Source organism: Pikeienuella sp. (genome assembly GCF_046290545.1).
Taxonomy (GTDB): Bacteria; Pseudomonadota; Alphaproteobacteria; order Rhodobacterales; family Rhodobacteraceae; genus Pikeienuella.
In genome coordinates, this window is sequence record NZ_JBKAGV010000016.1 from 159,112 (window position 1) to 186,030 (window position 26,919).

Annotated in this window: 23 protein-coding genes; 8 read left to right on the forward strand and 15 right to left on the reverse strand. The window is 70.8% G+C overall.

The window, feature by feature from the left end:
• Positions 1-5 precede the first annotated feature (5 nt).
• Together ACE37J_RS15975 and ACE37J_RS15980 are read left to right on the forward strand one after the other, a co-directional pair.
• The gene (locus tag ACE37J_RS15975; RefSeq protein WP_409712700.1) at positions 6-1,139 is read left to right on the forward strand and encodes an aminotransferase class V-fold PLP-dependent enzyme; all 1,134 of its coding nucleotides are present in this window, start codon (positions 6-8) and stop codon (positions 1,137-1,139) included.
• On the forward strand, positions 1,136-2,029 hold the full coding sequence (locus tag ACE37J_RS15980; RefSeq protein ID WP_409712702.1) for a DMT family transporter: 894 nt from the start codon (positions 1,136-1,138) through the stop codon (positions 2,027-2,029). The genes ACE37J_RS15975 and ACE37J_RS15980 overlap by 4 nt, the downstream gene beginning before the upstream one ends.
• 316 nt (positions 2,030-2,345) lie before the next feature.
• On the opposite strand, the gene ACE37J_RS15985 is transcribed toward ACE37J_RS15980, so the two are convergent.
• Positions 2,346-3,047, reverse strand: coding sequence for an SIMPL domain-containing protein (locus tag ACE37J_RS15985; RefSeq protein WP_409712704.1), 702 nt, complete (start codon positions 3,045-3,047; stop codon positions 2,346-2,348).
• Between the two features lie 105 nt (positions 3,048-3,152).
• Between ACE37J_RS15985 and ACE37J_RS15990 the strand changes: the two genes are divergently transcribed.
• From ACE37J_RS15990 to ACE37J_RS16000, 3 genes are all read left to right on the forward strand, one after another.
• Positions 3,153-4,082: an SPFH domain-containing protein gene (locus ACE37J_RS15990; RefSeq protein WP_409712706.1), complete on the forward strand. Its 930-nt coding sequence runs from the start codon at positions 3,153-3,155 to the stop codon at positions 4,080-4,082.
• Between the two features lie 4 nt (positions 4,083-4,086).
• Positions 4,087-4,545 carry an NfeD family protein gene (locus ACE37J_RS15995; protein ID WP_409712708.1) on the forward strand — a complete coding sequence of 153 codons (459 nt, stop codon included), beginning with the start codon at positions 4,087-4,089 and terminating at the stop codon, positions 4,543-4,545.
• A 72-nt stretch (positions 4,546-4,617) separates the two neighbouring features.
• Positions 4,618-6,810: a CHASE2 domain-containing protein gene (locus ACE37J_RS16000; RefSeq protein ID WP_409712710.1), complete on the forward strand. Its 2,193-nt coding sequence runs from the start codon at positions 4,618-4,620 to the stop codon at positions 6,808-6,810.
• Positions 6,811-6,814: 4 nt separating this feature from the next.
• Here ACE37J_RS16000 and ACE37J_RS16005 read toward each other — a convergent pair whose 3' ends face one another.
• The 5 genes from ACE37J_RS16005 to ACE37J_RS16025 are packed head-to-tail and all read right to left on the reverse strand — an operon-like array spanning position 6,815 to position 12,229.
• Positions 6,815-7,786, reverse strand: a complete 972-nt coding sequence (locus ACE37J_RS16005) for an ABC transporter ATP-binding protein (RefSeq protein ID WP_409712712.1) — start codon at positions 7,784-7,786, stop codon at positions 6,815-6,817.
• Positions 7,783-8,766: an ABC transporter ATP-binding protein gene (locus tag ACE37J_RS16010; protein ID WP_409712714.1), complete on the reverse strand. Its 984-nt coding sequence runs from the start codon at positions 8,764-8,766 to the stop codon at positions 7,783-7,785. Before ACE37J_RS16010 ends, ACE37J_RS16005 begins: the two co-directional genes overlap by 4 nt.
• Positions 8,767-9,651 carry an ABC transporter permease gene (locus ACE37J_RS16015; protein WP_409712716.1) on the reverse strand — a complete coding sequence of 295 codons (885 nt, stop codon included), beginning with the start codon at positions 9,649-9,651 and terminating at the stop codon, positions 8,767-8,769.
• Positions 9,648-10,622, reverse strand: a complete 975-nt coding sequence (locus ACE37J_RS16020) for an ABC transporter permease (protein WP_409712718.1) — start codon at positions 10,620-10,622, stop codon at positions 9,648-9,650. The genes ACE37J_RS16015 and ACE37J_RS16020 overlap by 4 nt, the downstream gene beginning before the upstream one ends.
• A 50-nt stretch (positions 10,623-10,672) precedes the next feature.
• Positions 10,673-12,229 (reverse strand): ABC transporter substrate-binding protein, encoded by a 1,557-nt coding sequence (locus tag ACE37J_RS16025; RefSeq protein ID WP_409712720.1) that lies wholly within the window; start codon positions 12,227-12,229, stop codon positions 10,673-10,675.
• 165 nt (positions 12,230-12,394) lie between these two features.
• On the opposite strand from ACE37J_RS16025, the gene ACE37J_RS16030 reads away from it, so the two are divergent.
• Genes ACE37J_RS16030 through ACE37J_RS16040 form a run of 3 tightly spaced genes read left to right on the forward strand, consistent with a single transcriptional unit; the run spans position 12,395 to position 16,556 of the window.
• Entirely contained in the window at positions 12,395-14,020 is a 1,626-nt protein-coding gene (locus ACE37J_RS16030; RefSeq protein WP_409712722.1) for an amidohydrolase, read from the forward strand.
• 11 nt (positions 14,021-14,031) lie between these two features.
• Entirely contained in the window at positions 14,032-15,675 is a 1,644-nt protein-coding gene (locus ACE37J_RS16035) for an amidohydrolase (protein ID WP_409712724.1), read from the forward strand.
• Positions 15,672-16,556, forward strand: a complete 885-nt coding sequence (locus ACE37J_RS16040) for a CobW family GTP-binding protein (protein ID WP_409712726.1) — start codon at positions 15,672-15,674, stop codon at positions 16,554-16,556. The genes ACE37J_RS16035 and ACE37J_RS16040 overlap by 4 nt, the downstream gene beginning before the upstream one ends.
• Before the next feature lie 275 nt (positions 16,557-16,831).
• On the opposite strand, the gene ACE37J_RS16045 is transcribed toward ACE37J_RS16040, so the two are convergent.
• The 9 genes from ACE37J_RS16045 to ACE37J_RS16085 all read right to left on the reverse strand — a co-directional run bounded on the left by ACE37J_RS16045 (position 16,832) and on the right by ACE37J_RS16085 (position 26,569).
• Entirely contained in the window at positions 16,832-18,535 is a 1,704-nt protein-coding gene (locus ACE37J_RS16045) for an FAD-dependent oxidoreductase (RefSeq protein ID WP_409712728.1), read from the reverse strand.
• 11 nt (positions 18,536-18,546) lie between these two features.
• Entirely contained in the window at positions 18,547-19,302 is a 756-nt protein-coding gene (locus ACE37J_RS16050; RefSeq protein ID WP_409712730.1) for an SDR family NAD(P)-dependent oxidoreductase, read from the reverse strand.
• Positions 19,299-20,039, reverse strand: coding sequence for a peptidase (locus ACE37J_RS16055; protein WP_409712732.1), 741 nt, complete (start codon positions 20,037-20,039; stop codon positions 19,299-19,301). The genes ACE37J_RS16050 and ACE37J_RS16055 overlap by 4 nt, the downstream gene beginning before the upstream one ends.
• 18 nt (positions 20,040-20,057) lie before the next feature.
• Entirely contained in the window at positions 20,058-20,879 is an 822-nt protein-coding gene (locus tag ACE37J_RS16060) for a transglutaminase domain-containing protein (RefSeq protein ID WP_409712734.1), read from the reverse strand.
• Positions 20,880-20,885: 6 nt separating this feature from the next.
• A complete protein-coding gene (locus tag ACE37J_RS16065; protein ID WP_409712736.1) occupies positions 20,886-21,812 on the reverse strand; it encodes an alpha-E domain-containing protein in 927 nt (308 codons plus the stop codon).
• Positions 21,813-21,819: 7 nt separating this feature from the next.
• Positions 21,820-23,226, reverse strand: a complete 1,407-nt coding sequence (locus ACE37J_RS16070) for a circularly permuted type 2 ATP-grasp protein (protein ID WP_409712738.1) — start codon at positions 23,224-23,226, stop codon at positions 21,820-21,822.
• A gap of 144 nt (positions 23,227-23,370) precedes the next feature.
• Entirely contained in the window at positions 23,371-23,997 is a 627-nt protein-coding gene (locus ACE37J_RS16075; RefSeq protein WP_409712740.1) for an exopolysaccharide biosynthesis protein, read from the reverse strand.
• Positions 23,994-25,004 carry a TerC family protein gene (locus ACE37J_RS16080; protein ID WP_409712742.1) on the reverse strand — a complete coding sequence of 337 codons (1,011 nt, stop codon included), beginning with the start codon at positions 25,002-25,004 and terminating at the stop codon, positions 23,994-23,996. The genes ACE37J_RS16075 and ACE37J_RS16080 overlap by 4 nt, the downstream gene beginning before the upstream one ends.
• A 149-nt stretch (positions 25,005-25,153) precedes the next feature.
• Positions 25,154-26,569, reverse strand: a complete 1,416-nt coding sequence (locus ACE37J_RS16085; protein WP_409712744.1) for an amidase — start codon at positions 26,567-26,569, stop codon at positions 25,154-25,156.
• Between the last annotated feature and the right edge of the window lie 350 nt (positions 26,570-26,919).

Here is a 26,919-nt window from a genome sequence, read left to right on the forward strand (position 1 = left end):
GCTCCATGATTCCCAGCCAGCGCGCGCGTTTCGATATTCCGCGCGAGATCGCCTATCTGAACTGCGCCTACATGTCCCCGCTCTCCCATGAGGTGATGGCGGCTTTGGCGCGGGGCGCGGCGATGAAGGCGCGGCCCTGGACGCTGACGATACCCGATTTCTACGACATGCCGGATGCGGCGCGGGCGCGGTTCGCGCGGCTCGTGAACGCGGAGGCGGAGGGCGTCGCGCTCGTCCCCTCCGCGAGCTACGGGGTGGAGACGGCGGCGCGGAACGTCCCCCTCGGGAAAGGCCGGCGGATCGTGCTGCTGGCGGACCAGTTCCCCTCCCATGTCTACCCGTGGCGGCGGCGGGCGCGGGAGACGGGGGCGGAGGTCGTGACCGTCGCGCCGCCGCCGGGCGAGGCGGCGACGGAGGCGGTTCTGGCGGCGATCGACGAAAGCTGCGCCGTCGCGGCGCTGCCGAACGTGCTCTGGACGACAGGGGCCTTCATCGACCTCGCGGCGGTGCGGCGGCGCTGCGACGAGGTCGGCGCGGCGCTGGTCCTCGACCTCACGCAGTCGGCGGGCGCGATGATCACGGATTTCGCGGCGATCCGGCCGGATTTCGCCGCCGTCGCCGCCTACAAGTGGATGATGGGGCCCTACGCCACCGGCTTCCTTTATGTCGCGCCCGAAAGGCGGGACGGGGAGCCGCTGGAGGAGGGCTGGATCGGGCGGAAGGGCAGCCGGAACTTCGCCGGGCTCGTCGCCTATACCGACGAATACGAGCCGGGCGCGACGCGGTTCGACATGGGGGAGCGGGCGAATTTCGCTTTGTTGCCGGGCCTTGTCGCGGCGCTCGACATGCTGCTCGGCTGGGGCGCGGCGGATGTGGAGGAGACGCTGGCGGACCGGACGCGGCGGCTCGGCGCGGCGCTCGCCGCCATGGGGCTCGACGTGATGAAGGAGGCGGCGCGGGGGCCGCATTTCCTGACCGCGAAGCTGCCGGCGGGCGCGCCGGAGGACCTGCTCGCGCAGCTGGCGGCGCAGGGCGTGCATCTCTCGGTTCGTGGCGGCTCGCTCCGGATCACGCCGCATCTCTGGTGCGACGGGGAGGACGAGGCGCGGTTCCTCGATGCGTTGAAGGCGGCGCTTTGAGCCGAAGCCCCTCCGCCCTCGCCTGGGCGCTCCTGCTCCTGCTCGGCGTCATCTGGGGGTCGAGCTTCATGCTCACCAACATCGCGGTGCGGGATGTGCCGCCGATGACGCTGGCGGCGCTGCGGCTTGTCTGCGCGGCGCTGTTCCTGCTCGTCGTCGCCTTCGCGACGGGGGCGCGGGCGCCGCGGCGGGGGGTGACATGGGCGGTGGTGGTCTGGGCCGCGCTGCTCGGCACCGTGCTGCCGTTCTGGCTGATCTCCTGGGCGCAGCAGCATATCCCCTCGGCGATGACGGGGCTGCTGATGGCGCCGATGCCGCTTCTCTCCCTCCTCCTCGCGCGGATCTTCCTCGCGGGGGAGCCGATGGAATGGCCGCGGATCATGGGCTTCGCGGCGGGGCTCGGCGGGGTTCTCCTCCTCGTCGGGCCGAAGGCGCTGGCGGGCGAGGAGAGCGACCTCGCGCTGCTCGGCCAGCTCGCCAGCATCGGGGCGATGCTGCTCTACACCGCGACCGGGATCGTGCTGACGCGCGCCGGGCCGACCGACCCGGCGGGGATGGCGGCGGCGATCATGTCGCTTTCGGCGCTCGTCTCGCTGCCGCTCGCCTTCCTGCTGGAGGAGCCGAACCTGCCGGAGATCACGTTCAAGTCCTGGGCGCTGATCGCCGCGCTGGGGCTCGGGGCGACGGCTTTGGCGCAGATCCTGATGCTCCGGATCATCGCGCTGGCGGGGCCGCCCTTCTTTTCCACGGTCAATTACCAGGTGCCGCTCTGGTCCGCCTTCTTCGGCGCGGCGATCCTCGGGGAGGCGCTGGCGCCGGCCTTCTGGGCGGCCCTGGCGATGATCCTCGCGGGGCTCGCGCTGGCGCAATGGGGGGCGCGGCGGCGGTAGGGATGCGCAACGCCTGAGAGGCGGGCGGGGCGACCGGCAAGAGAGCGATTTGGGAGCGCGCGTTGCGGGATTTTCGGCCTTCGGGTGGGAAAACCAGACCTTCACAGACAAGCTGTTGATATTCATATCAAATATCGCAGCGTTCGGATATTACAAGCGTATTACAAACGTATTACACGGGTATTGCAGATTTGCCCGGTTTCGCTTTTTGACCGTCGACGCCGGGCTTCCCGAGCCGCACGGCGAAAAGAATCCGCGCCGATGCGCGAGCATGGCGCGGAAAGGTGAAGATCGGGTGAACCGTGCGCGCGGCGGCTCACTCGGCCGCCGCGCCGATCTCCCAGACGATGGTCACCGAGGCGGAGAGCTCGCTCTCCCCCGCCTCGATGGGGGCGGAGGCCGCCTCCATCGCCGCGGCGCGCATCATCGGGCGCGGCGGAGCGAAAAAGCCCGCCTCCTCGATGCTCCGGATCGGGCCGAGCGCGACGCCGGCCGCCTCCGCATAGAGCGCGGCCTTCCGCTTCGCGTCCGCCACCGCGGCGCGGCGGGCGGCGTCGCGGAGCGGGGTTTCGTCGGCGAAGCCGAAGGCGATTCCGTTCATCCGGTTCGCACCGGCCTCAACGAGGGAGCCGAGCGCCGCGCCGGCGGCGGGGAGATCCCGCAGGCGGACGGTCACCTGGTTGGAGACGGCGAAGCCGATGAGCCGCGGGCCTTCCGGCCGGTCCTGCCGGTAATCCTCGTAGACGGGCCAGATCGAGAGATCCGAGGTCTGGATGTCCGCATCCGCGACGCCGGCGGATTTCGCGGCGGAGATGAGGGCGGAGGCCTTGCCCGCATTCTCCGCCATCGCCGCCGCGGCGGTCGGCGCCCGCGTCTCGACGCCGACGGAGATGATCGCGAGGTCGGGCGCGGCCGAGGCGCGGCCCTCCCCCGTCACGGTCAGGGTGGACTGCGCGAGCGCGGGCGCGGCGAGGAGGCCAAGCATCAGCGCGGCGGGGGCGAGGGCGGCGAGGCGCATGACTTGTCTCCCATGGTCCGGCCCGGCGGGCGGATTTTCCCGGTCGCGCGCGGCGGCGCTCCGTGTCAGATAGGCGTTCCCCGCCCAGCCGGAAGGAGCCGCATCATGGACGCCGATTTCCTCAGCGCCAACATCGTCGTCATCGCCCTGCTCGTCTTCGTCGTCGTCGCGCTCAGCCGCGGCGTCCGCTCCGTGCCGCAGGGCGAGGAATGGACGGTGGAGCGCTTCGGCCGCTATACGCGCTCGCTCCGGCCGGGCCTCCGTTTCATCATCCCCCTCGTCGACCAGGTCGGCCGCAAGGTCAACATGATGGAGACGGTGCTGGACATCGACGGGCAGGAGGTCATCACGCGGGACAACGTGATGGTGCGGGCGGACGCCATCGCCTTCTACCAGGTGATCGACGCGGCGAAGGCGAGCTATGAGGTGCGGGACCTCGAAAGCGCGCTCTCCAACCTTTCCCAGACCAACACGCGGACGGTGCTGGGCGCGATGGACCTCGACGACATGCTCTCCAACCGCGACACGATCAACAACAAGCTGCTGACGGTGATCGACCAGGCCTCCACGCCGTGGGGCGTGAAGGTGCTGCGCGTCGAGATCAAGGACCTGACGCCGCCCGCGGACATCACCGAGGCGATGGCCCGGCAGATGAAGGCGGAGCGGGAGAAGCGGGCGGAGATCCTCACCGCCGAGGGCGAGAAGCAGGCGGCGATCCTGAAGGCGGAGGGCGTTCGCGAGAGCCTCATCCGCGAGGCGGAAGGCCGGCGGCAGGCCGCCTTCCTCGACGCCGAGGGGCGGGAGCGTTCGGCGGAGGCAGAGGCGAAGGCGACCGAGATGGTCTCCAAGGCCATCGCGGAGGGGGACGTGCAGGCGATCAACTATTTCGTCGCGCAGAAATACACCGAGGCGCTGCGCGACATCGCCGCCGCGCCGAACGCCAAGACGGTGATGATCCCGCTCGAGGCGGCGGGATTGATGGGCTCCATCGCGGGCATTTCGGAGCTCGCGAAAACCGCCATGCGGAAGGAGTGAGGCGATGGACCTTTTCGCCTGGCTCGCCGGCGCCTCGCCCTGGTGGTGGGTCGCGCTCGGCGTCGCGCTCGGCGCGGCGGAGATGCTGACCTTCTCCTATGTGCTGCTCTGGCCCGCGCTCGGCGCCTTCGGCGCGGCGCTGGCGCTCTGGCTGCTGCCGGGGATGGGCGGGGGCGCGCAGATCGCGCTTTTCGCCGCGCTCTCCGCCGCCTCCGCCTTCGCCGGGCGGGCCTGGCTCAGGCGGCGGGGGGACGGCGAGCCGGTCTCCTCGCTCAACCGGCGGTCGGAGCAGATGGCGGGGCGGGCGGCGCGGGCGCTCGCCGATTTCGAGAACGGCGAGGGCGCGGCGGAGGTGGACGGCGTGCGCTGGCCGGCCCGCCTCGCCTCCGGGGAGGCGAAGGCGGGCGCGGCGCTGATCGTGGAGCGCGCGGCGGACGGGGTGCTGATCGTCCGGCCGCGCTGAGGGGCCCGGCGGACTTCCCCGCTTGCGACGGCGCGCGCGCGCTCGCTATGCTCGTGGAAGAACGGAGGGGGAATGGGGCGGAGCGTTTGGCGCGAATGGACGGTGGCGCCGGGCTGGCGCCTCTTCGGCGCGGTGCTGGCGCTCGGGCTCGCCTTCCTCTCGGCCACGAACGAGCGGGCGTTCAACGCCTTCTTCCGGCTCGATGCGCGGCTCCTCGACCAGTGGCAACGCCTCGCGCCGCCGGACGAGCCGACGGGAGAGGTCGTCGTCGTCGGGATCGACGCCGCGGCGATCCGCGAGAAGGGGCGCTGGCCCTGGGCGCGGGCGGACCTTGCGGAACTGGTGGAGGCGGTGGCGGCCGCGGGGCCCCGCTCCGTCACGCTCGACATATTGCTGACGGAGCCGGGCCCCTATTCCGAGGTGAACCTGATGCGGGCGTTCCGGGCGAAGGGGCCGGAGGCGATCTCGCTGCTGCCGGTGGTTCCGGATGCGCGGCTCGCCGCCGCCATCGCCTCGGCGCCCACGGCGCTGGCCGTCGCCGGCGCCTCGACGCGGGCGATCGACGACCTGCCGGGGCTGACGCAATGCGCGGACCGGGCGCTGCTCACGGCGGGGCCGCAACCCTTCCATGTCGAATGCCTGCTCTTTCCGCTCGCGCTTTTCGAACAGGCGGCCTCGGGCTACGCCGCGACCTTCGCGGAGCAGGACCTCGACGGCGTGCTGCGCCGCGCGCGCGCCTTCGTCGGGCAGCCGATCCTGACCGAGTCGGGCGCACGGGCGGAGGCCTTCCTGCCGGCGATGCCCGTCGCCGCGCTCATCGTCTGCGCGGAGGTGAACGCGGAGTGCCTCTCCTATGACGCAAGGATGGAGTTCCTCGCCGAAGGGGGGGACCGGACGCTCCGGCTCTGGCGCGCGGACGGGACCGGGCCGCCGCCGGCGCCGCTCACGCCCTCGCTCGGGCTCTGGCTCGATTTCGGGGCGCTGCCGGGGCTTGGCGCGGAGGGGACGGGGCCGGCGCGGCTCGTCTCCGCCGCCGCGCTCCTGCAGGGCGACGCGGCGGAGGCGGCGCGGCTCGCGGACCGGCATGTGCTGATCGGGCTCACGCGGCTCGGCTCCATCGACCAGTACACGACGCCGCTCGCCACAGCGGACGGCGCGCCGGGCGTGGTGATCCAGGCGCTGGCGGCGGACAACATCCTCGCCGGGCGCATCCTGCGCGCGCCGGACTGGGCGGCGGATGCGGCGCTCGCCTATGCGGGCTTCGCCGCCTTCCTCGCGCTGATCCGCTTCGGCGGGGTTTCGGTGGCGCTGCTGGTCGGCTTCGGCATGGCGAGCGCGGCGGCGCCGATCCTCGCCGGCTGGGCGGCCTTTGCGTTCGGCGGGCTTGTCCTCTCCCCGACCATGCCGGCGCTCGCGGCGCTGCTGGCGGGGGCGCCCGTCGTCTTCGGCCGGGTCTCCGCAATCCGGCGGCAGCTCGCGGAGGCGCGGGAGACGCGGGCGCGGGAGGAGGAGCGGATGGACGCGGCGCGGGAGATCCAGCTCGGCTCCCTGCCCTTCAACGCCGACTTCACCGCGCTCGGCTTCGAGACGGCCTCGATCTGCCGCCCGGCGCAGGAGGTGGGGGGCGACTTCTTCGAGCTCTTCCGGCTCTCGGACGGGCGGCTCTTCGGCGCTGTGGGGGATGTTTCGGGCAAGGGGCTGGAGGCGAGCCTCGTCACCGCCCTCTCGAAATCCATCACCGGCGCGGTGACGGACCGGACGGCGGGCCCGCTCGGCGCCGCGCTCGCCGCCGTGGCGCGGGAATTCGTGCGGCAGGCTCCCGGGGCGTGGCGGCGGGAGAAGGGCGGGTTCGTGACCCTCGCGCTCGTGCGCATCGACCCGGAGACGGGAGAGGCGGAATTCGCCGCGGCGGGCTGCGAGCCGCCGCTGGTGATCGGCGCGGACGGCGCGGCGCGGCCCCTCACGCTGCCGGCCGTCGCCCCGCTCGGCTGGATGGAGGCGCCCGAGTTCGAGACGGCGCGGCTGACGCTCCGGCGCGGCGACACGATCCTGATCTTCACGGACGGGGTGCACGAGGCGGAGACGCCCGGCGGCGACCTTTTCGGCGAGGCGCGGGCGGCGGAGGTCGCCGCCGGGGCGGCTTCGGGCGGCGCGGCGGCGGTGGTGAAGGCGCTGGACGAGGCCGTATCCCGCCATCAGGCGGGCGGCGCGCCGACGGACGACACGACGATCCTCGCCGTCACATGGCGCGGCGCGCCGCGCTGAGGCTTCAGCCGGGGAACCAGCAGGCGACGAGGCTCTCCCCGTCCGGCGCCAGCATGGGCCGCTCCGCCCGGCATTTCGCCTGCGCCTTCGGGCACCGCTCCGCAAAGGCGCAACCGGGGGGCGGGTTGATCGGGCTCGGCGGGTCGCCCTTCAGCTTCGCCGGGCGCTGGTAGCCCGCCGACTTCCGCCGCGCGAGGGACGGCGCGGCGGCGAGCAGCGCCTGCGTGTAGGGATGGAGCGGGCGGGCGAAGAGCCGGGCGCGGGGCGCCTGCTCCACGATGCGCCCGAGATACATGACCGCCACATCCTGGCAGATCTGCCGGATCACGCCGAGATCGTGGCTGATGAAGAGATAGGAGAGACCAAATTCGCGCTGAAGCCGCACGAGGAGGTTGAGAATCTGGGCCTGGATCGCGACGTCGAGCGCGCTCACCGGCTCGTCGCAGACGATCAGCTTCGGGTTGGTGGCCAGCGCCCGGGCGATGGAGATGCGCTGCCGCTGCCCGCCGGAGAACTGGTGCGGGAAGAGGGGGAGCTGGTCCCGCCTCAGGCCCACGAGGGAGAAGAGCTCGGCCACCCGCTCGTCCCTGCTGGCGTCGTCGCCCACGCCGAGAAGGTCGAGCGGCTCGCGCACGATGTGGCTCACCCGGTCGCGCGGGTTGAGGGAGGAATACGGGTCCTGAAAGATCACCTGGAGGTCGCGGCGGCGGAGGCGCATCTCCTCCGGCCCGAGGGCGAGGAGGTCCTCCCCGCGGAAGCGCACCTCGCCCGTGGCGGGGCCGGTGAGGCGGATCGCGGCCATCGCCGCCGTCGTCTTGCCCGAGCCGGATTCGCCGACGATGCCGAGCGTCCGCCCCTCCGCCAGCGCGAAGTCGACGCCGCGGACGGCTTCGAGAAAGTCCCGCTTCGCGAAGGGGTTCCGCTTCGGCATGGGGAAGCGGACGGTGAGGCCCTTCGCCTCCAGCAGCGCGCTCATGGCCGCCCCTCCTCGACCGCGTGGCAGGCGGCGGGATGGGCGGCGGGGCCGAGGAGGCGGGGGCGTTCCGAAGCGCAGCGGTCGAAGGCGGAACCGCACCGTTCCCGAAAGGCGCAGCCGGCGCCGAGGAGGTGGAGCGGGGGGACGACGCCGGGAATTTCCGCGAGCGGCGGCGGCTCTCCCCCCTCCCCCTTCCCGACATTCGGGATGCAGGCGATGAGGCCGCGCGTATAGGGATGCTTCGGGTGGTCGAGAATGTCGTCCGCCCGCCCCTCCTCGATCACGCGGCCCGCATACATCACCGCCACCCGGTCCGCCATTTCGGCGATGGCGCCCATGTCATGCGTGATGAGCATGATGGCGGCGCCCGTCTCCTTCTGGAGGTCGTTCAGGAGGTCGAATATCTGGGCCTGAACGGTGACGTCCAGCGCCGTCGTCGGCTCGTCCGCGATGAGGACCTTGGGCTGGCAGGAGACGGCCATGGCGATCATCACGCGCTGGCGCATGCCGCCCGAAAGCTGGTGCGGATAGTCGCCGGCCCGGCGGCGGGCCTCGGGTATCCCCACGCGGTCCAATAGGGCGACGGCGCGGGTCAGCGCTTCGGCGCGGCTCACGTTCTGGTGGAGCATGATCGCCTCGGCGATCTGGTCCCCCGCCGTGAAGACGGGGTTGAGGGAGGTCATCGGCTCCTGGAAGATCATCGCGATTTCGGAGCCGCGGAGGCGGCGGAGGCGGCGCGGGGAGGCGCTCACGAGGTCTTCCCCCGCCAGCCGGATCGCGCCGCCGGCGATGTTTCCGGGCGGCGAGGGGACGAGGCCCATGACGGAGAGCGCGGTGATCGACTTGCCGCAGCCGGATTCCCCGACAATGCCGAGCGTCTCCCCCGCCTCGACGCGGAGGCTCACGCCGTCCAGCGCGGTCACCGGGCCGTGGCGGGTGCGGAACGTGACCTTGAGCTCCTCGATCTCCAGCAGCGCCATTCAGCGCTCCCTGAGCTTGGGGTTGAAGGCGTCGTTCAGGCCGTCGCCCACGAGGCTCACGGCGAAGACGGTGAGGAAGATGGCGAGGCCGGGGAAGGTCACTGGCCACCAGGCGGAGAGGATGTAGGCGCGGTTCGCGCCGATCATCAGGCCCCAGGACATCGTGTTCGGGTCCCCGAGCCCGAGGAAGGAGAGCCCGGCCTCGAAGAGAATCGCGACGCCGATGGTGAGCGTGGCGGAGACGATGAGCGGCGGCAGCGCGTTCGGCAGGATCACGCGCCACATGATCCGCCCGTCCCGCGCGCCGATGGCGCGGGCGGCGGTGACGTATTCGAGCTTCCGGATCTTCAGGAATTCCGCCCGCGTCAGCCGCGCCGTCTGCGGCCAGGAGACGAGGCCGATGGCGATGGCGATCATCGTCAGCGAGGGGGAGAAGAGCGTCACCAGCACCATCGCGAAGAGCAGCGCGGGCAGGACCTGGAAAAATTCGGTAAAGCGCATCAGGAGGTTGTCGATCGCCCCGCCGAAATAGCCGGCGAGGGCGCCGATGCTGACCCCGATCAGCATGGTCAGGAGCGCGGCGGCGGCGCCGACGGCAAGGGTCGGGCCGCCGCCGGTCAGGAGGCCGGCCACGATGTCTCGCCCGAGATAGTCGGTGCCGAGGGGAAACTCCGGCGTCGCCCCCGGCGGCTCGTGCGGGGCCCAGACGATCTCGTAAGGGTCGCCGCCATAGAAGAGCGCGCCGTAGAGCGTGGCGAGGATGATGAGGACGAGGAGCGCGAGCCCCGCCATGGCGGGCCTGTTCCGGCGGAACATGACCCAGGCCTCGCGGAGCGGGCTTTCGGCGCGGGCCGCGCGGGCGCGGGCGATGTCCGGGGCGCTCATGTCTCCCCCCTCAGGCGCGGGTCGGCGAGGCGATAGGCGAGGTCGGTGACGATGTTGGCGATGACGACCATCGCGGCGGCGCAGAAGAGGACGCCGAGGAGGAGCGTGTAATCCCGCCTCAGGATCGCGTCGAAGGCCAGCGTGCCCATGCCGGGCCAGTTGAACACCGTCTCCACCAGGAGCGCGCCGGAGAGAAGGCCGCCGAATTGCAGCCCGGCCACGGTGATGACGGGGAGCGCGGCGTTGCGGAGCGCGTGACGGAAGAGGACGGAGCGCTCCGAAGCGCCCTTTGCGCGGGCGGTGCGGACGTAATCCGCCCCCAGCACGTCCAGCATCGAGGCGCGGGAGAGGCGGGCGTAGATCGCGAGGAAGATCACGGCGAGGGAGAAGGCGGGGAGCGCGAGATGGTGGAGAATGTCGATCATCCGCTCCAGCCAGCCCTCGTTGCGGAGGCGGATATCCGCCATCCCCTCCACCGGGAAGATCGGGATGATGGAGGCGAAGAGGATGATGAGCATGATCCCCATCCAGAACACCGGCACCGCGTAGCCGATGGTGGCGACGACGGAGACGGCGCCGGAGAGCACGCCGTTCGGCTTCCGCGCCGCCATGACGCCCATCGCGACGCCGATGGTGATGGAAATGACCTGCGCGGCGAGGACGAGGAGGATGGTCGGCCCGATCCGCGCGCCGATCAGCTCCGCGACGGGGCGGTTGAAGAAATAGGATTCGCCGAGATCGCCCTGCAACATGGCGCCGAGATAGCGGCCGAGCTGGACGAGGAGCGGCTGGTCGAGCCCGTAATCGGCGCGGATCGCGGCGAGAACCTCCGCCGTCGCCCCGCCCATGTCGCCCGCGATCACCTCCGCCGGGTCGCCCGGCGCGAGGCGGATGAGGAAGAAGTTGAGGATCACCACCCCGGCCATCAGGAGGAGGCCGTAGGCGAGCCTGCGGAGGAGATACCCGGCCATGAGCGACCCTCAGAGGGGCCGGGCGGCGAACCGCCCGGCCGATGCGCCGCTCACTTCGGCTCCTTCCAGTAGACCTCGTCGAGCGGGGACATCGGGCCCCAGATCGTCATCGGCGCGTTCCCGAGCCGGCTGTCATAGGCCGTGTGGTAGGGCGAGGCGTTGAGCCAGTAGATCGGCAGCTCGTCGCCGACGATCATCTGGAACTCGGCGTAGAGCGCCTTTCTCGCCGCCGGGTCGGTCTCCACCGCGGCCTTGTTCAGGATCCCGTCGACCGCGGCGTTCGCGTAGGACTGGGTGTTGGACCAGATCACGCCCGGCACGATGTTGCTGGAGAGATAGGTGCGGTGGACGCCGATCACCGGGTCGCCCCAGTTGAAGACCACGTCCATCGTCAGCTCGAAATCGTGGCTGGAGACGCGGCCGGCCCAGGTCGGGAAATCGGGCGAGGGGCGGACGGAGACCTCGATCCCGATCTTCTTGAGCTGGGACTTGAGGTATTCGGCGACATTCTTCTGCTGCTCGTCATTGCCGGGGATGTAGTCGACCGACAGCTCCATCCCGTCGGCGAAGCCGGCCTCGGCCATCAGCGCATTCGCCTTGTCGAGATCGACGTCATAGGCGGGGATCGAGGCGTCGAAGAAGGGCGAGCTCTCGATGATCGGGCCGCGCTGCGGCTGCGCCACGCCGCGCATCAGCGCCTTCGTGATGAAGTCGCGGTCGATGGCGTAGGCGATGGCCTGCCGCACCCGCTTGTCCGACAGCTTCTCGGACTTGGTGTTGAAGGCGAGCCAGTTGATCGGGCCGATGCCGGCATAGCCCTTGTCCGTCACCGTCAGCCGCTCCACGCCCTGCATCCGCTTGATGCTGTTGGAGGAGGTCATGAAGGGGAAGATGTCCGCCTCGCCGTTCTCCATGGCGATGAGGAGGGCGTTCTCGTCCTTCACGATGCGGATGATGATCTCGTCGAGCTTCGGATAGCCCTCCCGGAAGAAGTTCGGGTTCTTCTTCAGGATCGTCGCCTCGCCCGGCGTGAAGCTCTCCAGCATGAAGGGGCCGGAGCCGACGGGGGCGGTGTTGGCGGGGTGGCTCTTCGGGTCCTGCCCGTCGCCGTAGACGTGCTTCGGGATCACGGGCGCCAGCGCGGGGGAGAGGGCGAGGAGGAGCGCGGGGTGCGGCTGCGAGAGCCTGATGATCGCGGTGTGCGCGTCGGGCGTCTCTACCGCCTCGACGGGCGCGAACATGGACTTGAAGGGATGGTTCTCCTTCGTCGTCATGATCGAGAAGGCGACATCCTCGGAGGTGACGGGCTTGCCGTCATGGAAGGTCGCGGTCTTCACGAGGTTGAGCGTGACGGAGAGGCCGTCCTCCGAAACCTCCCAGCTTTCCGCGAGATAGGGCTGCGGGTTCCACTCCGCGTCATAGCGGAGCGGCGAGGCGAAGAGCTGCGTCGAGGGCACGGCGGTCGCCGTTCCGGACTGGACGGCGCCGTTCAGGTGCCGCGGCGTCTGCGTCGAGAGAATCACCAGCGAGCCGCCCTCGGCGGCGGCGGCGAAAGGCGAAAGCAAGGCGAGGGCGGCGACGCCGCCGAGAATGCGCGCGAATTTCATCGCAAGTCTCCCTGTTGTTTTTTTCGGCATGGCCAGCAAACAGCCTCTTTTCGCATCTGCAAAGAAAAATGCGCCAGTCCCGTAAAAAAGGCGAAATCTGGCGCCATCGGGCGCGCGCCGGAGGCCGTAACCTCCGAGTCGGAACGGAGGGGAAGGACCCGGCGCATGAACGAGACCACCGTCTTTCGCGCGCGGAAGGTCATCACGATGGACCCGAACAGGCCCGAAGCGACTCATGTTGCGGTGCGGGACGGGCGCATCCTCGCGGTGGGCGGGCCGGATTGCGCGGAAGGCTGGGGCGGCGGGCGGGCGGACGACAGCCTCTCCGACTCCGTTCTCCTCCCCGGCTTCATCGAGGGGCATTCGCATCTTCAGGCCGGCGCGCTCTGGCGGTTCTGCTATGTCGGCTTCCATGACCGGCGCGACCCGGAGGGGCGGCTCTGGCCCGGGGCGCCGGATGCGGAGGCGGTGATCGCGCGGCTGCGGGAGTTCGGGGCGAAGCTGCCGGCGGGGGAGCCGCTCATCGCCTGGGGGCTCGACCCGATCTTCCTGACGGGCGAGCGGCTGAACCGGACCCATCTCGACAAGGCCTCGACGGAGCGGCCCATCGTGATCCTCCATCAGTCTCTCCACCTCGTGACGACGAACAGCGCGGCGCTCGATGTCGCCGGCTTCGGGCCGGGGACGAATATCGAGGGCGTGATGATGGAGGGCGGGCGCCCGAACGGGGAGCTGCGGGAGCTTGGCGCGATGTTCCCGCTCTTCCGGCGGCTCGGCTTCGACCTCCGGCGCCTGAGCCGCGGGAAGGAGGCGCTGACGATGTTCGCGGAGGCGGCGCGGCGCGTCGGCGTCACCACGGCGACGGACCTTTTCTCGACCGTGGAGGAGGATGAGGTCGACGAGCTCCTGGCCTTTTTCGGGCGGCCCGACATTCCGCTCCGCCTCGTCCCCTCGCTCGCCAGCGTGGGCGCGAAGCCGGAGGAAATCGTCGCCAAGGCGCTCCGCCTTCGCGCGCGGGCGACGGACAAGCTGCGCTTCGGCGCGATCAAGGTGATGACGGACGGCTCGATCCAGGGCTTCACCGGGCGGCTGAAATGGCCGGGCTATCTCGGCGGCCAGCCGAACGGGCTCTGGAACACCGCGCCGGAGGAATTGCTCGCGCTGGTGGAGGCCTGCCACGCCGCGGGGCTCCAGATGAACCTCCACGCCAATGGCGACGAAGCCTCCGAGGTGACGATAGACGCGCTGGCCGCCGCGATCGGGGGGCATCCGCCGCGGGATCACCGGCACATCATCCAGCACGGACAGATGATCGGCGCGGACCAGTTCCGGCGGATGAGGGCGCTCGGCCTCTGCGCCAATCTCTTCGCCAACCATCTCTTCTACTACGGGGACCAGCACGCCGCCGTCACGATGGGCGAGGATCGCGCGCGGCGGATGAACGCCTGCCGCGCGTGCCTCGACGAGGGCGTGCCGCTCGCCATCCATTCCGACGCGCCGGTGACGCCGATGGGGCCGCTCACGGTGGCCTGGTGCGCGGCGAACCGGATCACGGGCTCGGGCCGCGTGCTGGGGCCGGAGCAGCGCATTACCGTGATGGAGGCGCTCCGCGCCGTCACGCTCGGCGTCGCGCATACGATGCATCTGGACCGCGACCTCGGCTCCATCGAGACCGGCAAGATCGCGGATTTCGCGGTGCTGGGGGAGGATCCGACGGCGATTCCGCCGGAAGAATTGCGCGAGGTTCCGGTGCGCGGCACGGTCTTCGCCGGAACGCCGCGGCTGAACTGAGGGAGAGGGACATGGACGAGACGATCATCTACCGCGCGAAGCGGATCGTGACGATGGACCGCAACCTCCCCTTCGCGACCCATGTCGCGGTGCGGGAGGGGCGCATCCTCGCCGTCGGCGGCGCCGACTGCGCGGAGCCCTGGGGCGGCGGGCGGCATGACGACAGGTTTGCGGGCGACGTGCTCCTGCCCGGCTTCGTCGAGGGCCATGCGCACATGATGGCCGGGGCGATGTGGAAGTTTCCCTATGTCGGCTATCACGACCGGGTGGATGCGGAGGGCAAGCTCTGGAAGGGGCTGACGCGGATCGAGGACGTGATCGAGCGGCTTAGGGAAGCGGAGGCGAAGATGAGCGCTTCCGGCGCCGCGCCGGAGGCGCCGCTCTACGCCTGGGGGTTCGACCCGATCTTCCTGCCGACGGAGCGGCTGAACCGCACGCATCTCGACGCGGTTTCGACGACGCGGCCCATCGCGGTGCAGCATTCCAACTTCCACCTCCTGACCGCCAATTCGCCCGCCCTCGCCCTCGCCGGCTACAGCCGGGAGACGAATGTGGAGGGCGTCGCCAAGGGGGCGGACGGGGAGCCGAACGGCGAGTTGCAGGAAATGGCGGCGATGTTCCCGCTGATGCGGCGGATCGGCGTCGATTTCCGCTCGCTCTCCGCCAATCCGGAGGCGGTGGCGAATTTCGGCAGGATCGCGGTGCAGACCGGCACGACGACGATGACGGACCTTCACGCCGCCCTGCCCGACGAGGACGTGGCGGCGCTGCTGGCGGCGACGGGGGCGGCGGATTATCCGCTTCGCATCGTGCCGATGCTCGGCGCGGCGATGATGGCGCCGAACGAGGTCGCGCCCATGGCGCTGAAGCTGAAGGGGCGCTCGACGGACCGGCTGCGCCTCGGCGGGGTTAAGCTGGTGCTGGACGGCTCGATCCAGGGCTTCACGGCGCGGCTGCGCTGGCCCGGCCATCTCGGCGGGCAGCCGAACGGCATCTGGGTCATCGCGCCGGAACAGGCGCGGGCGCTGATCCGCGACCTCCACGCCGCGCATGTGCAGATGCACATCCACACGAACGGCGACGAAGCCTCCGAGATCGCCATCGACGCGGTGGAGGCGGCCATCGCGGCGCATCCCTGGCCCGACCATCGCCACACGCTGCAGCACGGGCAGCTGATCGACCGGGCGCAGTTCCGGCGGATGAAGGCGCTCGGCCTCTGCGCCAACCTCTTCGCCAACCACATCTGGTATTTCGGGGACATGCATGTCCTGAAGTCCATCGGGCCGGACCGGGCCCGGCGGATGGACGCCTGCCGGGATTGCCTCGACATCGGCGTGCCCATGGCGATCCATTCCGACGCGCCGGTGACGCCTTTGGCGCCCCTTGGCACGGCGTGGTGCGCGGTGAACCGGCTGACGATGAGCGGCGCCTGCCTCGGGCCGGAGCAACGGATCGGCGTGGCGGAGGCGCTGGAGGCGATCACGCTCGGCGCGGCCTATACGCTGAAGCTCGACCATGAGATCGGCTCCATCGAGGCGGGCAAGATCGCGGATTTCGCGGTGCTGGCGGAGGATCCGCTGGAAGTCGCGCCGGAGGCGTTGCGGGACGTGAAGGTGAAGGGCGTCGTCAGCGCAGGGCGGGTCTTCCTCGCATGAGCCTTGCGCCGCTCCCCGTCACGGTCATTTCCGGCTATCTCGGCGCGGGGAAGACCTCGCTCGTCAACCATCTCCTCCGGAATGCGGGGGGGCGGCGGATCATGGTGATGGTCAACGATTTCGGCGCGCTCGACATCGACGCCGACCTTCTGGAGAGCGCGACGGAGGACACGCTGACGCTCGCCAATGGCTGCGTCTGCTGCACGATGGGGACGGAGCTGCTCTATGCGCTGTCCGACGCGCTGGACCGCCGGCCGCGGCCAGACTGCCTCGTGATCGAGGCTTCGGGCGTCGCGGACCCGGCGAAGATCGCCGCCGCCGCCCATGCCGAGCCTGAGATGACCTATTCCGGCATCGTGACGATGGCCGACGCCGCCTCGCTTGCCGAGCGGCTGGCGGACCTGCTGATCGGCGCGCAGGTGGCGGGGCAGTTCCGGGGGGCGGACCTGATCCTCGTGACCCGCACGGACATCGCGGATTTCGGGGCGGCGCGGGCGCTGCTCGCCCCGCTCTCCGCCGCGCCGGTGATCGAGGCGCCGATGGGGGCGGCGCCGGTCGACCTGCTGCTGGACCGGCCGGAAGCGGCGCCGCCGGCGCCGGGCGGGCATGACCACGGGGCGGATTATGCGAGCTGGTCCACGAAGGGCGGGCGCGTCTCGCTGGCGGGGCTCCGCGCCCTCCTCGGCGCGCCGCCGCCGGGGCTCTATCGCTTCAAGGGCTTCGCGATGACGGGGGAGGGAGCGGTGGAGGCGCAGCTCGTCGGGCGGTCGTTCACCGTCAAACCTTCGGCCGAGACGGAGACGCGGGCGGTGGCCATCGGGCCGAAGCCGCTCTTCGATCCGGAGGGTTTTGGAGCGGCGTGGGGAAAGATCGCGCTCTGAGAGACAGCCGGGGCCGCCGGTCGCGTTCTGTCGATCCGGTAGGAATTCGCGGCGGCGCCTCCGCTCGCCCCTTGGCCCGTGCGGCCAGCACGGGCCGCGCCTGACCCCCCGGAGGGTCAGGCGCACTCTCGCGCTTCAAGAGGCTCCGGCGTCGTTCGGGGCGAAACGATAAAGCGCGCCCTTGCAGCCGTCAGGGCGCCTTCCCGGGGTCAGTCGCGGCCCTCAGCGCTTCGTTCGGCCCGAAGCAGGCGTTTGAAAGCGATCCCCGAACCCAGTCAGTCGTTCCCGCCCGCCATGCGCCGCGCGGCGATCCAGCCGAAGGTCAGCGCGGGGCCGAGGGTGATGCCGCCGCCGGGATAGGCCCCGCCCATCACGCTCGCCGCGTCGTTTCCGGCGGCGAAGAGGCCGGGGACCGGGGCGCCCGTCTCGTCCAGCACCTCCGCATGCTCATTCGTGCGGAGCCCGGCGAAGGTGCCGAGATCGCCGACGAAGAGGCGGACGGCGAAGAAGGGCGGCTTGACGAGCGGCGCGACGCAGGGATTGGGCTTCCAGTCCGGATCGCCGAGGGAGCGGTTGTAGGCGGTGGAGCCCTTGCCGAAATCCGGGTCCTCCCCCCGCTCCGCGGCCTCGTTGAAGCGGGCGACCGTCGCCTCCAGCGCCGCCGCGTCCGCGCCGATCTGGCGGGCGAGATCGGCCAGCGTCTCCCCCTTCAGGAGATACCCCTCGCGCACGAGGCGGCCATAGGGGACGGGCGCGGGGCGGGCGAAGCCGAGGCCGTAGCGGCGGAAGGCGCGATGGTCGGCGATGAACCATGCCGCCGGCTCCTCCGCCCCCTCCTCATGGGCGCGGGCGACCATGGCCTGGCAGAAATCGTGATAGCTCTCCGCCTCGTTCACGAAGCGCCGGCCCGAGCGGGTGACGGCGATGACGCCGGGCTTCGACCGGTCCACGAAATGCGGGAAGGTTCCGAGCGTTCCGTCCTTCCGGCGCGGGCGGGATATGGGGACCCAGGCGGCGGCGTGGGGCAGGCTCTCGTTCACCGACGCGCCCGCCGCCTCGCCGAGGCGGAGACCGTCCCCGGTATTGCCCGGGGGGGCGGGGGAGACATGCTCGTGCCCGGTCGGCGCATGGGGCATGAGCCGGGCGCGGCGGGCGACATCCTGCGGGAAGCCGCCGGCGGCGAGGACGACGCCCTTTCGCGCCGTCACCTCCACCGGCCCGTCCCGCGCGGTGAGGAGCGCGCCCGTGACCCGGCCCTTTTCGTCGGTCAGGAGCCGGCGGGCGGGCGCTTCCGTCCGGATTTCCACGCCCTTGTCGAAGGCGCTCTTCGCGAGGCGGGCGACGAGGGCGTTGCCGTTCATCAGGCGCATGGAGCGGCCGTGGAAGACGAGGTCCCGCGCGTAGCGGGCGAGGAGCCGCGCGACGTGGAGGAAGGAGACGGGGGAGCGGAGGACGTTGAAGAAATGCTGCAATTCCTTGCCCGTGCCGATCATCAGGCCGAGGAAGGTGATCTCCGTCAGCGGCGGGCGGAGGCGGGCGATCTCGGGCCCGAGCTCGCGCCCGTCGAAGGGGCGGGCGACGATGGAGCGGCCGCCGTCCACCCCGCCCGGCGCCTTCGGGTGGTAATCCGCAAAGGTCGGGCCAAGGTCGAACCGGAGGCTCGTCTTCTCCTCGAAGAAGGCGACGGCTTTCGGCCCGGCGTCGAGGAAGGCCTCGGCGCGGGGCGCGTCGAAATGGGCGCCGGCCTCGTGGGCCATGTAGGTCCGCGCCGCCTCCCGGCTGTCCTTCACCCCCGCGCGGACGGCGGGGCCGGAGCCCGGGATCCAGCTCCAGCCGCCGGAGCGCGCCGTCGTCCCGCCGAAGACCGGCTCCTTCTCCGCGACGAGCACCGTGAGCCCGCGATGCGCGGCGGCGACGGCGGCGGAGAGGCCGCCGGCGCCCGAGCCGATCACCAGAACGTCCACTTCCTCCCGCCGCATCGCGCCCCCCCTCAGATCGTGAGATAGCCGCCGTCCACCGCCAGCATCGCGCCGGTGACGTAGCTGGCGAGGCCGGAGACGAGGAAGAGCGTCGGCCCGGCGAGCTCCTCCGGCTTGCCCACCCGGCCCATGGGCGTGTGCGCGAGGAAGCGGCCGATGGCCTCCGGATTCGCGCGGGTGGCCGCGGTCATCTCCGTCTCGATCACGCCGGGGGCGATGGCGTTGACGCGCACGCCGTCCGGCGCCAGCTCCGCGGCGAGGGCCCGGGTGAGTTGCAGGAGCGCGCCCTTCGAGGCGGCGTAGGCGGCGAGGCCGGGCGCGCCGCGCTCCGCCATGATCGAGGCGACGTTGACGACGGCGCCGCGCGTCTCCCGCAATTGGGGGAGGCAGGCGCGGGTCATCCGCATGGCGCCGCCCGCGTTGACGGCGAGGACGCGCTCCCACTCCGCCTCGAACCCGTCGGCGCCGAGCGGGGCGCGCGCGATGATGCCGGCGTTGTTGACAAGGATGGAGACGGGGCCGAAGGCGGCGCGGGCGGCTTCGGCGGCCGCGGCGCAGGATGCGGCGTCCGCCACGTCCAGCGCCGTCGCGGCGGCTCCGGGGATCGCGGCGGCGGCGCGCGCGGCGCCCGCGCCGTCGATATCGGCGAGCATCACGAAGGCGCCCGCCTCGGCGAGGCCCTTCGCGATGGCGAAGCCGTTGCCCCGCGCCGCGCCGGTTACGAGGGCGGCGCGGCCGGAGAGGTCGAGTGCGGCGGCGAGGCTCACGCCTCTCCGACGCTCGGCAGCGTCTCGAACGCGTCGCGGATCGCCTCGGCCCAGCCGCGGGAGATGGCGGCGAAATCCTCGTCGTCCTGCTCGATCCGGCGCTGGACGCCGAAGCGGATCTCGTCCGCCGGGATCACGGCGAGGTCGAGCGGCATGCCGACCGAGAGATTGGAGCGGAGGGTCGAATCCATCGAGAGGTAGACGGCCTTCAGCGCCCGCTCCATCGGCGTCGCCGGGGTGATGACGCGGTCGAGAATCGGCTTGCCGTATTTGTGCTCGCCGATCTGGAGGAAGGGCGTGTCCGGCGTCGCCTCGATGAAGTTGCCGGCGGAATAGAGGAGATAGAGCCGCATCTCCCCGCCCTTGCGCTGGCCGGCGATGAGGATCGAGGCGTCCGCCCCCGCGCCCTGCGCCTGCAGCGTCTCCCGGTGGCGGGCCTGCACCTCCTTCATCGCCTCGCCGAAGAGCTGCGCGGAGCGGAAGAGCGTCGGCGCGTTCAGGATCGTCTCCACCCGGTCGTCATCGCGCGAGCGGGCGATGGCCTGGTTGATCCGGCTGAGAAGGCCCTGCGTGATGGAGAGATTTCCTGCGCAGCAGGCGACGAGAACACGATCCCCCGGCACGTCCCATGTGAACATCTTGCGGAAGCGGGAAATGTTGTCGAGCCCCGCATTGGTCCGCGTGTCGGACATCATGACGATGCCGGCGTCGAGCTTGAGCCCCACGCAATACGTCATAGGCGACCCCCCGAATTCTTATTGTTGCGCCTGGGTCACCTGCACTTCAGCGGAAAGAGACTCGGCCATAGTGCCTGTGACCGATCCACGTAGGGGCGCCGCGTCGCGGGCGTCAAGGCCCGCCGCGAGGCGGACATAGTGGTCGGTCGGGCAGATGCGGTTGGAGGGGTCGAAGCCGACCCAGCCGAGGCCGTCGATCCAGAGTTCGGCCCATGCATGCGTCTCCTGCTCCGTCGCCAGTTCGGGCTGGTCGCCCTCCGAGACGAAGAGATAGCCGACGACATAACGCGCCGCGGCGCCGAGCGTGCGCGCGCCGGCGATCAGCAGATGGGCGTGATCCTGGCAGACGCCGGCGCCCTGCCTGAGCGCCTCGTCCGCCGTCGATTCCGCGTCGGTCGAGCCCGTGCGATAATCCACCGCCTCGCGCACCGCGGCGGAGAGGGCGTGCGCGGCGGCGAGGCCATGCTTGCCCGCCGTCGCCCCCCGCGCCAGCGCCGCGATCTCTTCGCTCGGCGCGGTGAGCCGCGTCTCGCGCAGGAACATCGCGGGGCGGGCGGCCATCTTCCAGCCGCGGATGACCCCCTGCGTGTCCGAGGTGGAGACGACGCCCTCGGCCAGCACCTCGACCTCCGACGCGCCCTCATGGCCGAGCCAGACGGCCTCCTCGTCCCCGTAGCTGTTCACCAGCCGCATCTGCGGCGCTTCCCCGTTCACCGTCACGGTCCAGGAGCGGGGGCGCTGCGAGGCGGTGATCGCGGGGAAGAGCTTCAGTTTCAGCGCGACGCGGGCGGCGGCGGGCTCATAGCGGTAGTGCGTGCGGTGGCGGATCGAGAGCAGCATCGGACCTCAGAAGTGATAGGCGCGGTGGATCGCGCCGGAGAGCCGCGCATTGTGACGGATCGCCTCCGTCGTGAACTCATGGAGCCCGGTGGCGAAGATCTCCCCCATTTCGGCGTCGGCGAGGCGGGAGACCATCTGCGCCGCAAGCATGTTGCACTGCTTGCGCTCGCCATAGGCTATGGCGAGAAGCTCAAGATAGCGGGAAAGCTCGTTGTAGCAATAGGCGACGGAGCGCGGGAAGCGCGGGTTGAGGATCAGGAAGTCCGTGATCTTCCACGGGCTGAAATCGCCGCGATAGACGTGGTGATAGGCGCGCGCCGCGGATGTGGCGTGAAGCACCGAGGTCCATTGGTGATGGTCGCGCCCGCCGCCGACGATCTCCGTCTCCGGCAGGAGGACGAAGTATTTCACGTCGAGGAGGCGCAGGGTCAGGTCGGCCCGCTCGATCAGGCCGCCGAGGCGGAGGAAATAGTATCCGTCCGTCCGCAGCATCGAGGAATCCGCGGCGCCGCGGAAGACGGAGGCGCGCGCCTTCACCCATTCGAGGATCGCGGGCAGGTCGCGGAGCGCGGCGGACGGGTCCGCCATCTCCAGCCGGCGCCAGCCGTCGTTCAGCGCTTCCCACATCTCCGAGGTGATGCCGGTGCGGACCGCGCGCGCATTGTCCCGCGCCCGGTTGAGGCAATGGCGGATGGAGGAGGGCTCGTCCGGCGAGAGGACGAGCTTTTCCACGATCCGCGCGTCGGTGATGCGCTCCTCCCCGTCGAAGAGATGCGCCGCGCCGGCGACGGCGGCGACGGAGCGCCATTCGTCCCGCCCGGCGCCGGGGATCAGCGTCATCCGCTGGCCCATCTCGATCAGACGCGCGGCGCCTTCCGCGCGTTCGAGATAGCGGGCGGTCCAGAAGAGATGTTCGGCGGATCGGCTCAGCATCGCGCGCTCATTCGGACAGGACCCATGTATCCTTCACCCCGCCGCCCTGGGAGGAGTTGACGACGAGCGAGCCCTCGCGGAGCGCCACCCGCGTCAACCCGCCGGGCGCGAGGCGCATCTCGGCCCCGACGAGGCAATAGGGGCGGAGATCCACATGCCGCGGCGCGATCCCGCCCCCGGCGACGGAGGGGGCTGCGGAAAGCTCCAGCGTCGGCTGGGCGATGAAATCCTCCGGGTCGGCCTTGATCCGCTCGGCATAGGCGGCGATTTCCGCCTTTGTGGATTTCGGGCCGATCAGCATGCCGTAGCCGCCCGATCCGTGCACCTCCTTCACCACCAGCTCGTCGAGATGGGCGAGGACATGGGCCAGCTCGTCCGGTTCCGAACAGCGCCAGGTCGGCACGTTTTCCAGGATCGGCTCCTGCCCGAGATAGAAGCGGATCATCTGCGGGACGTAGCAATAGACCGCCTTGTCGTCCGCCACGCCGGCGCCGGGCGCGGAGCAGATGGTGACGCCGCCGCTCCGATAGACCTGCATGAGCCCGGCGATTCCGAGCATGGAATCGGGGCGGAAGGCGATCGGGTCCAGAAAGTCGTCGTCGATCCGGCGATAGATCACGTCCACCCGCAGGGGCCCGCGCGTCGTCCGCATCCAGACGCGCCCCTCGTCCACGAAGAGGTCCTGCGGCTGGACGAGTTCGAGGCCCATGCGGTCCGCCAGGAAGGAATGCTCGTAATAGGCGGAGTTGAGCGGCCCCGGCGTCAGCACGACGACGACGGGGGAGCCCTTGCAGGCGGGCGGCGCGACCTCCTCCAGCGTTTTTCTCAGCATGTCCGGATAATCGTCCACCGGCTCGATGGAGAGCTGGCGGAAGAGCTCGGGGAACATGCGCATCATCACCGTCCGCGTCTCCAGCTTGTAGGAGACGCCGGAGGGGGTGCGGCAATTGTCCTCCAGCACCTGAAAGGCGCCCTCCCCCGTCCGCACGATGTCGATGCCGACGATGTGGGAATAGACGCGGCCGGGCGGATCGAACCCCACCATTTCCGGCAGGAAGGCGTCATTCCGGTAGACCAGCCGCTCCGGCACGATGCCGGCGCGGAGGATTTCCCCGCGGTGGTAGACATCCCACAGGAAGGCGTTGAGCGCGCGGGCGCGCTGCTTGATGCCGCGGTCGAGCCGGCGCCATTCGGCGGCGTCGAAGACGCGGGGGATGAGGTCGAACGGGATAAGCCGTTCCGGGTCCCCGCCCTCGCCATAGACGGCGAAGGTGATGCCGATGCGGCGGAAGATCGCCTCCGCCTCCTCCGTCTTGAGGAGGAGGCTCTCCGCCCCGGTCCTCTCGATCCAGCGGGCGACGCCCTCATAGGCGGGGCGGACGACGCCGTCTTCGCCGGACATTTCGTTGAACATGCGACGCGATCCTCCCTCATGGGCGAGGTTATGCGATGTTCGCGCCCGGTCACAATGGCTTAACGCACATCGCGGGGGCTTAGATCCGCGCCCGGCGCCGCCGAAATGGTCACTTTCGGCGCGGAAGCCCGGGAATCGGGCGCTTCAGAGGATCGCCGCCAGCGCCGCCGCCCCGGCGACGTAGATCCCCGCCACGATCAGCAGGGAGACGATGGCGGTCGCGAGGCCGGCGCCGAGCCAGAGCCCGTCCCGCTCGCTGATGCCGAGGGCGACGAAGATGATCGAGAGCGCGGGCATCGTGTTCGCGAAGGGGATGGGGAGGAAGAGAAGCACCGCCATCAGGAGGGAGACGGCGCCGGCCAGACGCTCCGCCGCGCGGCGGGAGGCCGGCCAGTAGCGCGGGCGGGCGAGCCGTTCGGTTCTCTCCAGCCAGGGCGCGGCGCGTTCCGCAAGCCGGCGGAACGCGGCCATGTCCATCGTACGCCTGTTGAGCCGCCCGGGCAGCCAGACGCGCGGCCAGCCGAGCATGAGCTGGAACGAGAGCAGGATGAGCGGGATGCCGAAGATGAAGGAGGAGCCGGGCATGATCGGCAGCACGTTCGGCGCGGCGCAGAGCGCCATGAGCGGCGCGAAGCCCCGGTCCCAGAGCGCGGCTGCGATTTCCCCGAGGGAGATGCGCTCCGCCGGCGAGGCCGCGATCTCGGCGATGACGCGGGAGAGCGGGCGCGGCGGCGGGGCGCCCGCGCCCGCCGCCGCCTCCGCGACCGTCACGCGCCGGGCTCCGGCGCCGGAGCCGGCGTAATGACCGCCCCGCCTTCCCGCCGCGTTCTCCAGAGCGAGTAGGCGACGCCGCCGACAAGGATCGCCAGCGTCACGCCGAGCGAGAGCATCGGCGGGATCTTCTCCACGCCGGAAAGCTCCGCCGCGAAGACCTTTGCGCCGATGAAGATCAGCACGAGGGAGAGCGCCGTCTTCAGATAGACGAAGCGGTGCATCATGGCCGAGAGCGCGAAAAAGAGCGCCCGGAGTCCGAGGATCGCGAAGATGTTGGAGGTGTAGACGATGTAGGGGTCGGTCGTGATCGCGAAGATCGCCGGGATCGAGTCGACGGCGAAGATCACGTCCGCGATCTCCACCATCACCAGCGCGAGGAAGAGCGGCGTCGCGAAGAGGCGCAGGCGGCCCGTCGCTTCATCCGGCTGCCGGACGAAGAACCGCTCCCCGTGCAGCGTCTCCGTCAGCGGAAGGCGGCGGCGGAGGATGCGGAGGACGGGGTTGGCGGAGACGTCGTAGACCTCGTCGCCCGAGCGCAGCATCTTGATCCCGGTGAAGATCAGGAAAGCGGCGAAGAGCATCAGCACCCATTCGAACTCGTTCACCACCGCCGCGCCCGCGCCGATCATCACGCCGCGAAGGATGAGGACGCCGATGATGCCGTAGACCAGCACGCGGTGCTGATAGGCGCGCGGCACGCCGAAATAGCCGAAGATCATCGCGATGACGAAGATGTTGTCCATCGCGAGGCTTTTCTCGACGACGAAGCCGGTCAGGTAGTCGACGGCGGGCGCGGCGCCCATGGAACGCCAGATCCAGAGCGAGAAGAGCGCGCCAATCGTGATGTAGAAGGCGGAGAGCAGGAGGCTCTCTCGCACGCCGATCTCATGGCTCTTCCGGTGCAGCACGCCAAGATCGAACGCGAGCAGCCCGATGACGAGCCCCACGAAGATCAGCCACGCCCAGACCGGTTTCCCGAGCGCTTCGGCCAGAAGGATGTCCAAGATGTGCGGTTCCCGCGCCGCGCCGGCAAAGCGCCCGGCGGCCACAGAAAAATGGGGGGGCGCGACGCGCGGGCAAGGCCGGGAAGCAGGCGATCACGAAAGGATGGCGCGTTTTCGCGCCACCTGAAACAATGCCGCGAGGCTGCGGCTCACCCCTCCCGCGACCAGAGGCGTTCCGCCATCGAGCCCGCCCGCGCCTCAACCGCCGCGCAGGCGTCGAGGATCATGTCCTCGCGCCAGCGGGCGCCGACGATCTGCACGTTGATCGGCTGGGAGCCGTTGAAATGCGCCGGGACGTTCCCCGCCGGAAGGCCGAGATAGTTCATCGAATAGGACCAGACGGCGGAGCCCAGCGCCTCCCGCGCGCCCTCCACGCCCTCCGCATCCCGGTTCGGGGCGAAGAAGGGTTGCGGCAGGAAGGGGGAGAGGACGAGCGGGTATTCGGCGAGGAAGGCGTTCCAGGCGCGGGCGTAGAAGCTGCGCTTCGCCATCATCTCCAGCAACTCCGCGCCCTCGTAGGGCGGGAAGAGTTCGTAGTAGGTGCGGAAGACGGCGTTGATCGTCTCCGAGCCCAGCTTGCGGACGGCGGGCCCCATCAGCGCCTCGACCTCGCCCATCAGGGCGCGGTAGCCGGCATGGCCGATTTCCCGGAGCATCGGCGCCTCCGTCTCCACCACCTCGTAGCCGGCGTCGCGGAGCGCGGCGGCGGCTTCATCCAGCGCCTTGTCCACGTCCGGGTGGAGCGGGAACTCGAAGGTTTCCTTCGTGAAGGCGACGCGGATGCGGCCCTCCGGCTTCGGCAGGTCGAAGGGCATGGCGACATGCCAGGGGTCACGCGCATCCGCCGCGACGAGGGCGCGCATGCCGAGCGCCACGTCGGCGGCGGAGCGGGCGAGGACGCCCTGCACGGACATGGACTGGGCGAGGAGCCCGCGCTCGGCCGTCTGCGAGGGGTTGAAGGCGGCAACGCGGCCGATGCCCGGCTTCACCGTCGTCGCGCCGTTGGCGGCGGCGGGGAAGCGGAGCGAGCCGCCGATGTCGTTCCCGTGCGCGAGCGCGCCGATGCCCGCCATCACCGCCGCGCCCGCCCCGCCGGAGGAGCCGCCGGCGGAGACATGGGGGCCCCACGGGTTGTGGGTGCGGCCATGGAGCGGATTGTCGGTATCCGCGCGGAAGGAGAATTCGGGCGTGTTGGTGCGCCCGATGACGATGGCCCCGGCCTTGCGGAGATTGGCGACGACAGGCGCATCGCCCGGCGCGATGATCCCGGCGAAGGCGGGCACGCCGTTCGAGGTCGGCCAGCCCTTCTGGTCCACGTTGATCTTGATCGTGACGGGGACGCCGTGGAGCGGGCCGAGGGGCGCGCCCTTCGCCTGATGCTCGTCGAGCGCGGCGGCGGCCTCCATCGCCTCCTCCGCCGTCGGGACGACGACGGCGTTGAGCGCCGGATTCGCCGCCTCCATCCGCGCGATCGCGCTCTCCGCCGCCTCGCGGGCCGAGACCTCCTTCCGGGCGATGCGGGCGGCGAGGTCGGCGGCGCCGAGGCGCCAGAGGTCGTTTGTCATGGGATGCTCCTCCGGAATGCGGGCGGAGCCTAGATCGGATTTCGAGCCGACGGAACCATGGAGCGCCGTGCGGGAGGCCGGCCGGCGCCGGAGCGGCGCGCGGAGGGGCGCGGCCTCCCTCGGGAGGTCGCCTCGGAGCGACTGGTCTGAGCGATTTATGGCGTCAGGGACTCGGGCGGTTGCGCGTCTTGCGACGTCCCGATGCGGCCTCCCTTGGGGGGAGGGAGGCCGCGGCCCGGGCTGGACGCCCGGGCCAAGGGGCGAGCGGGGATAGCGGCGCCTCCGCCCGGCCTGTTCCGGAGGGTTCGGCAAGCCGCGATGGACAAGCCCCCCGGCGGCGAGATACCTTC

Excerpts from the sequence above, each read along its gene's own strand:
- ACE37J_RS15975 (WP_409712700.1), top strand. The coding sequence starts at position 6 with ATGATTCCCAGCCAGCGCGCGCGTTTCGATATTCCGCGCGAGATCGCC.
- ACE37J_RS15985 (WP_409712704.1), bottom strand. The coding sequence starts at position 3,047 with ATGCGCCTCGCCGCCCTCGCCCCCGCCGCGCTGATGCTTGGCCTCCTC.
- ACE37J_RS15990 (WP_409712706.1), top strand. The coding sequence starts at position 3,153 with ATGGACGCCGATTTCCTCAGCGCCAACATCGTCGTCATCGCCCTGCTC.
- ACE37J_RS15995 (WP_409712708.1), top strand. The coding sequence starts at position 4,087 with ATGGACCTTTTCGCCTGGCTCGCCGGCGCCTCGCCCTGGTGGTGGGTC.
- ACE37J_RS16000 (WP_409712710.1), top strand. The coding sequence starts at position 4,618 with ATGGGGCGGAGCGTTTGGCGCGAATGGACGGTGGCGCCGGGCTGGCGC.
- ACE37J_RS16005 (WP_409712712.1), bottom strand. The coding sequence starts at position 7,786 with ATGAGCGCGCTGCTGGAGGCGAAGGGCCTCACCGTCCGCTTCCCCATG.
- ACE37J_RS16010 (WP_409712714.1), bottom strand. The coding sequence starts at position 8,766 with ATGGCGCTGCTGGAGATCGAGGAGCTCAAGGTCACGTTCCGCACCCGC.
- ACE37J_RS16015 (WP_409712716.1), bottom strand. The coding sequence starts at position 9,651 with ATGAGCGCCCCGGACATCGCCCGCGCCCGCGCGGCCCGCGCCGAAAGC.
- ACE37J_RS16020 (WP_409712718.1), bottom strand. The coding sequence starts at position 10,622 with ATGGCCGGGTATCTCCTCCGCAGGCTCGCCTACGGCCTCCTCCTGATG.
- ACE37J_RS16025 (WP_409712720.1), bottom strand. The coding sequence starts at position 12,229 with ATGAAATTCGCGCGCATTCTCGGCGGCGTCGCCGCCCTCGCCTTGCTT.
- ACE37J_RS16030 (WP_409712722.1), top strand. The coding sequence starts at position 12,395 with ATGAACGAGACCACCGTCTTTCGCGCGCGGAAGGTCATCACGATGGAC.
- ACE37J_RS16035 (WP_409712724.1), top strand. The coding sequence starts at position 14,032 with ATGGACGAGACGATCATCTACCGCGCGAAGCGGATCGTGACGATGGAC.
- ACE37J_RS16040 (WP_409712726.1), top strand. The coding sequence starts at position 15,672 with ATGAGCCTTGCGCCGCTCCCCGTCACGGTCATTTCCGGCTATCTCGGC.
- ACE37J_RS16045 (WP_409712728.1), bottom strand. The coding sequence starts at position 18,535 with ATGCGGCGGGAGGAAGTGGACGTTCTGGTGATCGGCTCGGGCGCCGGC.
- ACE37J_RS16055 (WP_409712732.1), bottom strand. The coding sequence starts at position 20,039 with ATGACGTATTGCGTGGGGCTCAAGCTCGACGCCGGCATCGTCATGATG.
- ACE37J_RS16060 (WP_409712734.1), bottom strand. The coding sequence starts at position 20,879 with ATGCTGCTCTCGATCCGCCACCGCACGCACTACCGCTATGAGCCCGCC.
- ACE37J_RS16065 (WP_409712736.1), bottom strand. The coding sequence starts at position 21,812 with ATGCTGAGCCGATCCGCCGAACATCTCTTCTGGACCGCCCGCTATCTC.
- ACE37J_RS16070 (WP_409712738.1), bottom strand. The coding sequence starts at position 23,226 with ATGTTCAACGAAATGTCCGGCGAAGACGGCGTCGTCCGCCCCGCCTAT.
- ACE37J_RS16085 (WP_409712744.1), bottom strand. The coding sequence starts at position 26,569 with ATGACAAACGACCTCTGGCGCCTCGGCGCCGCCGACCTCGCCGCCCGC.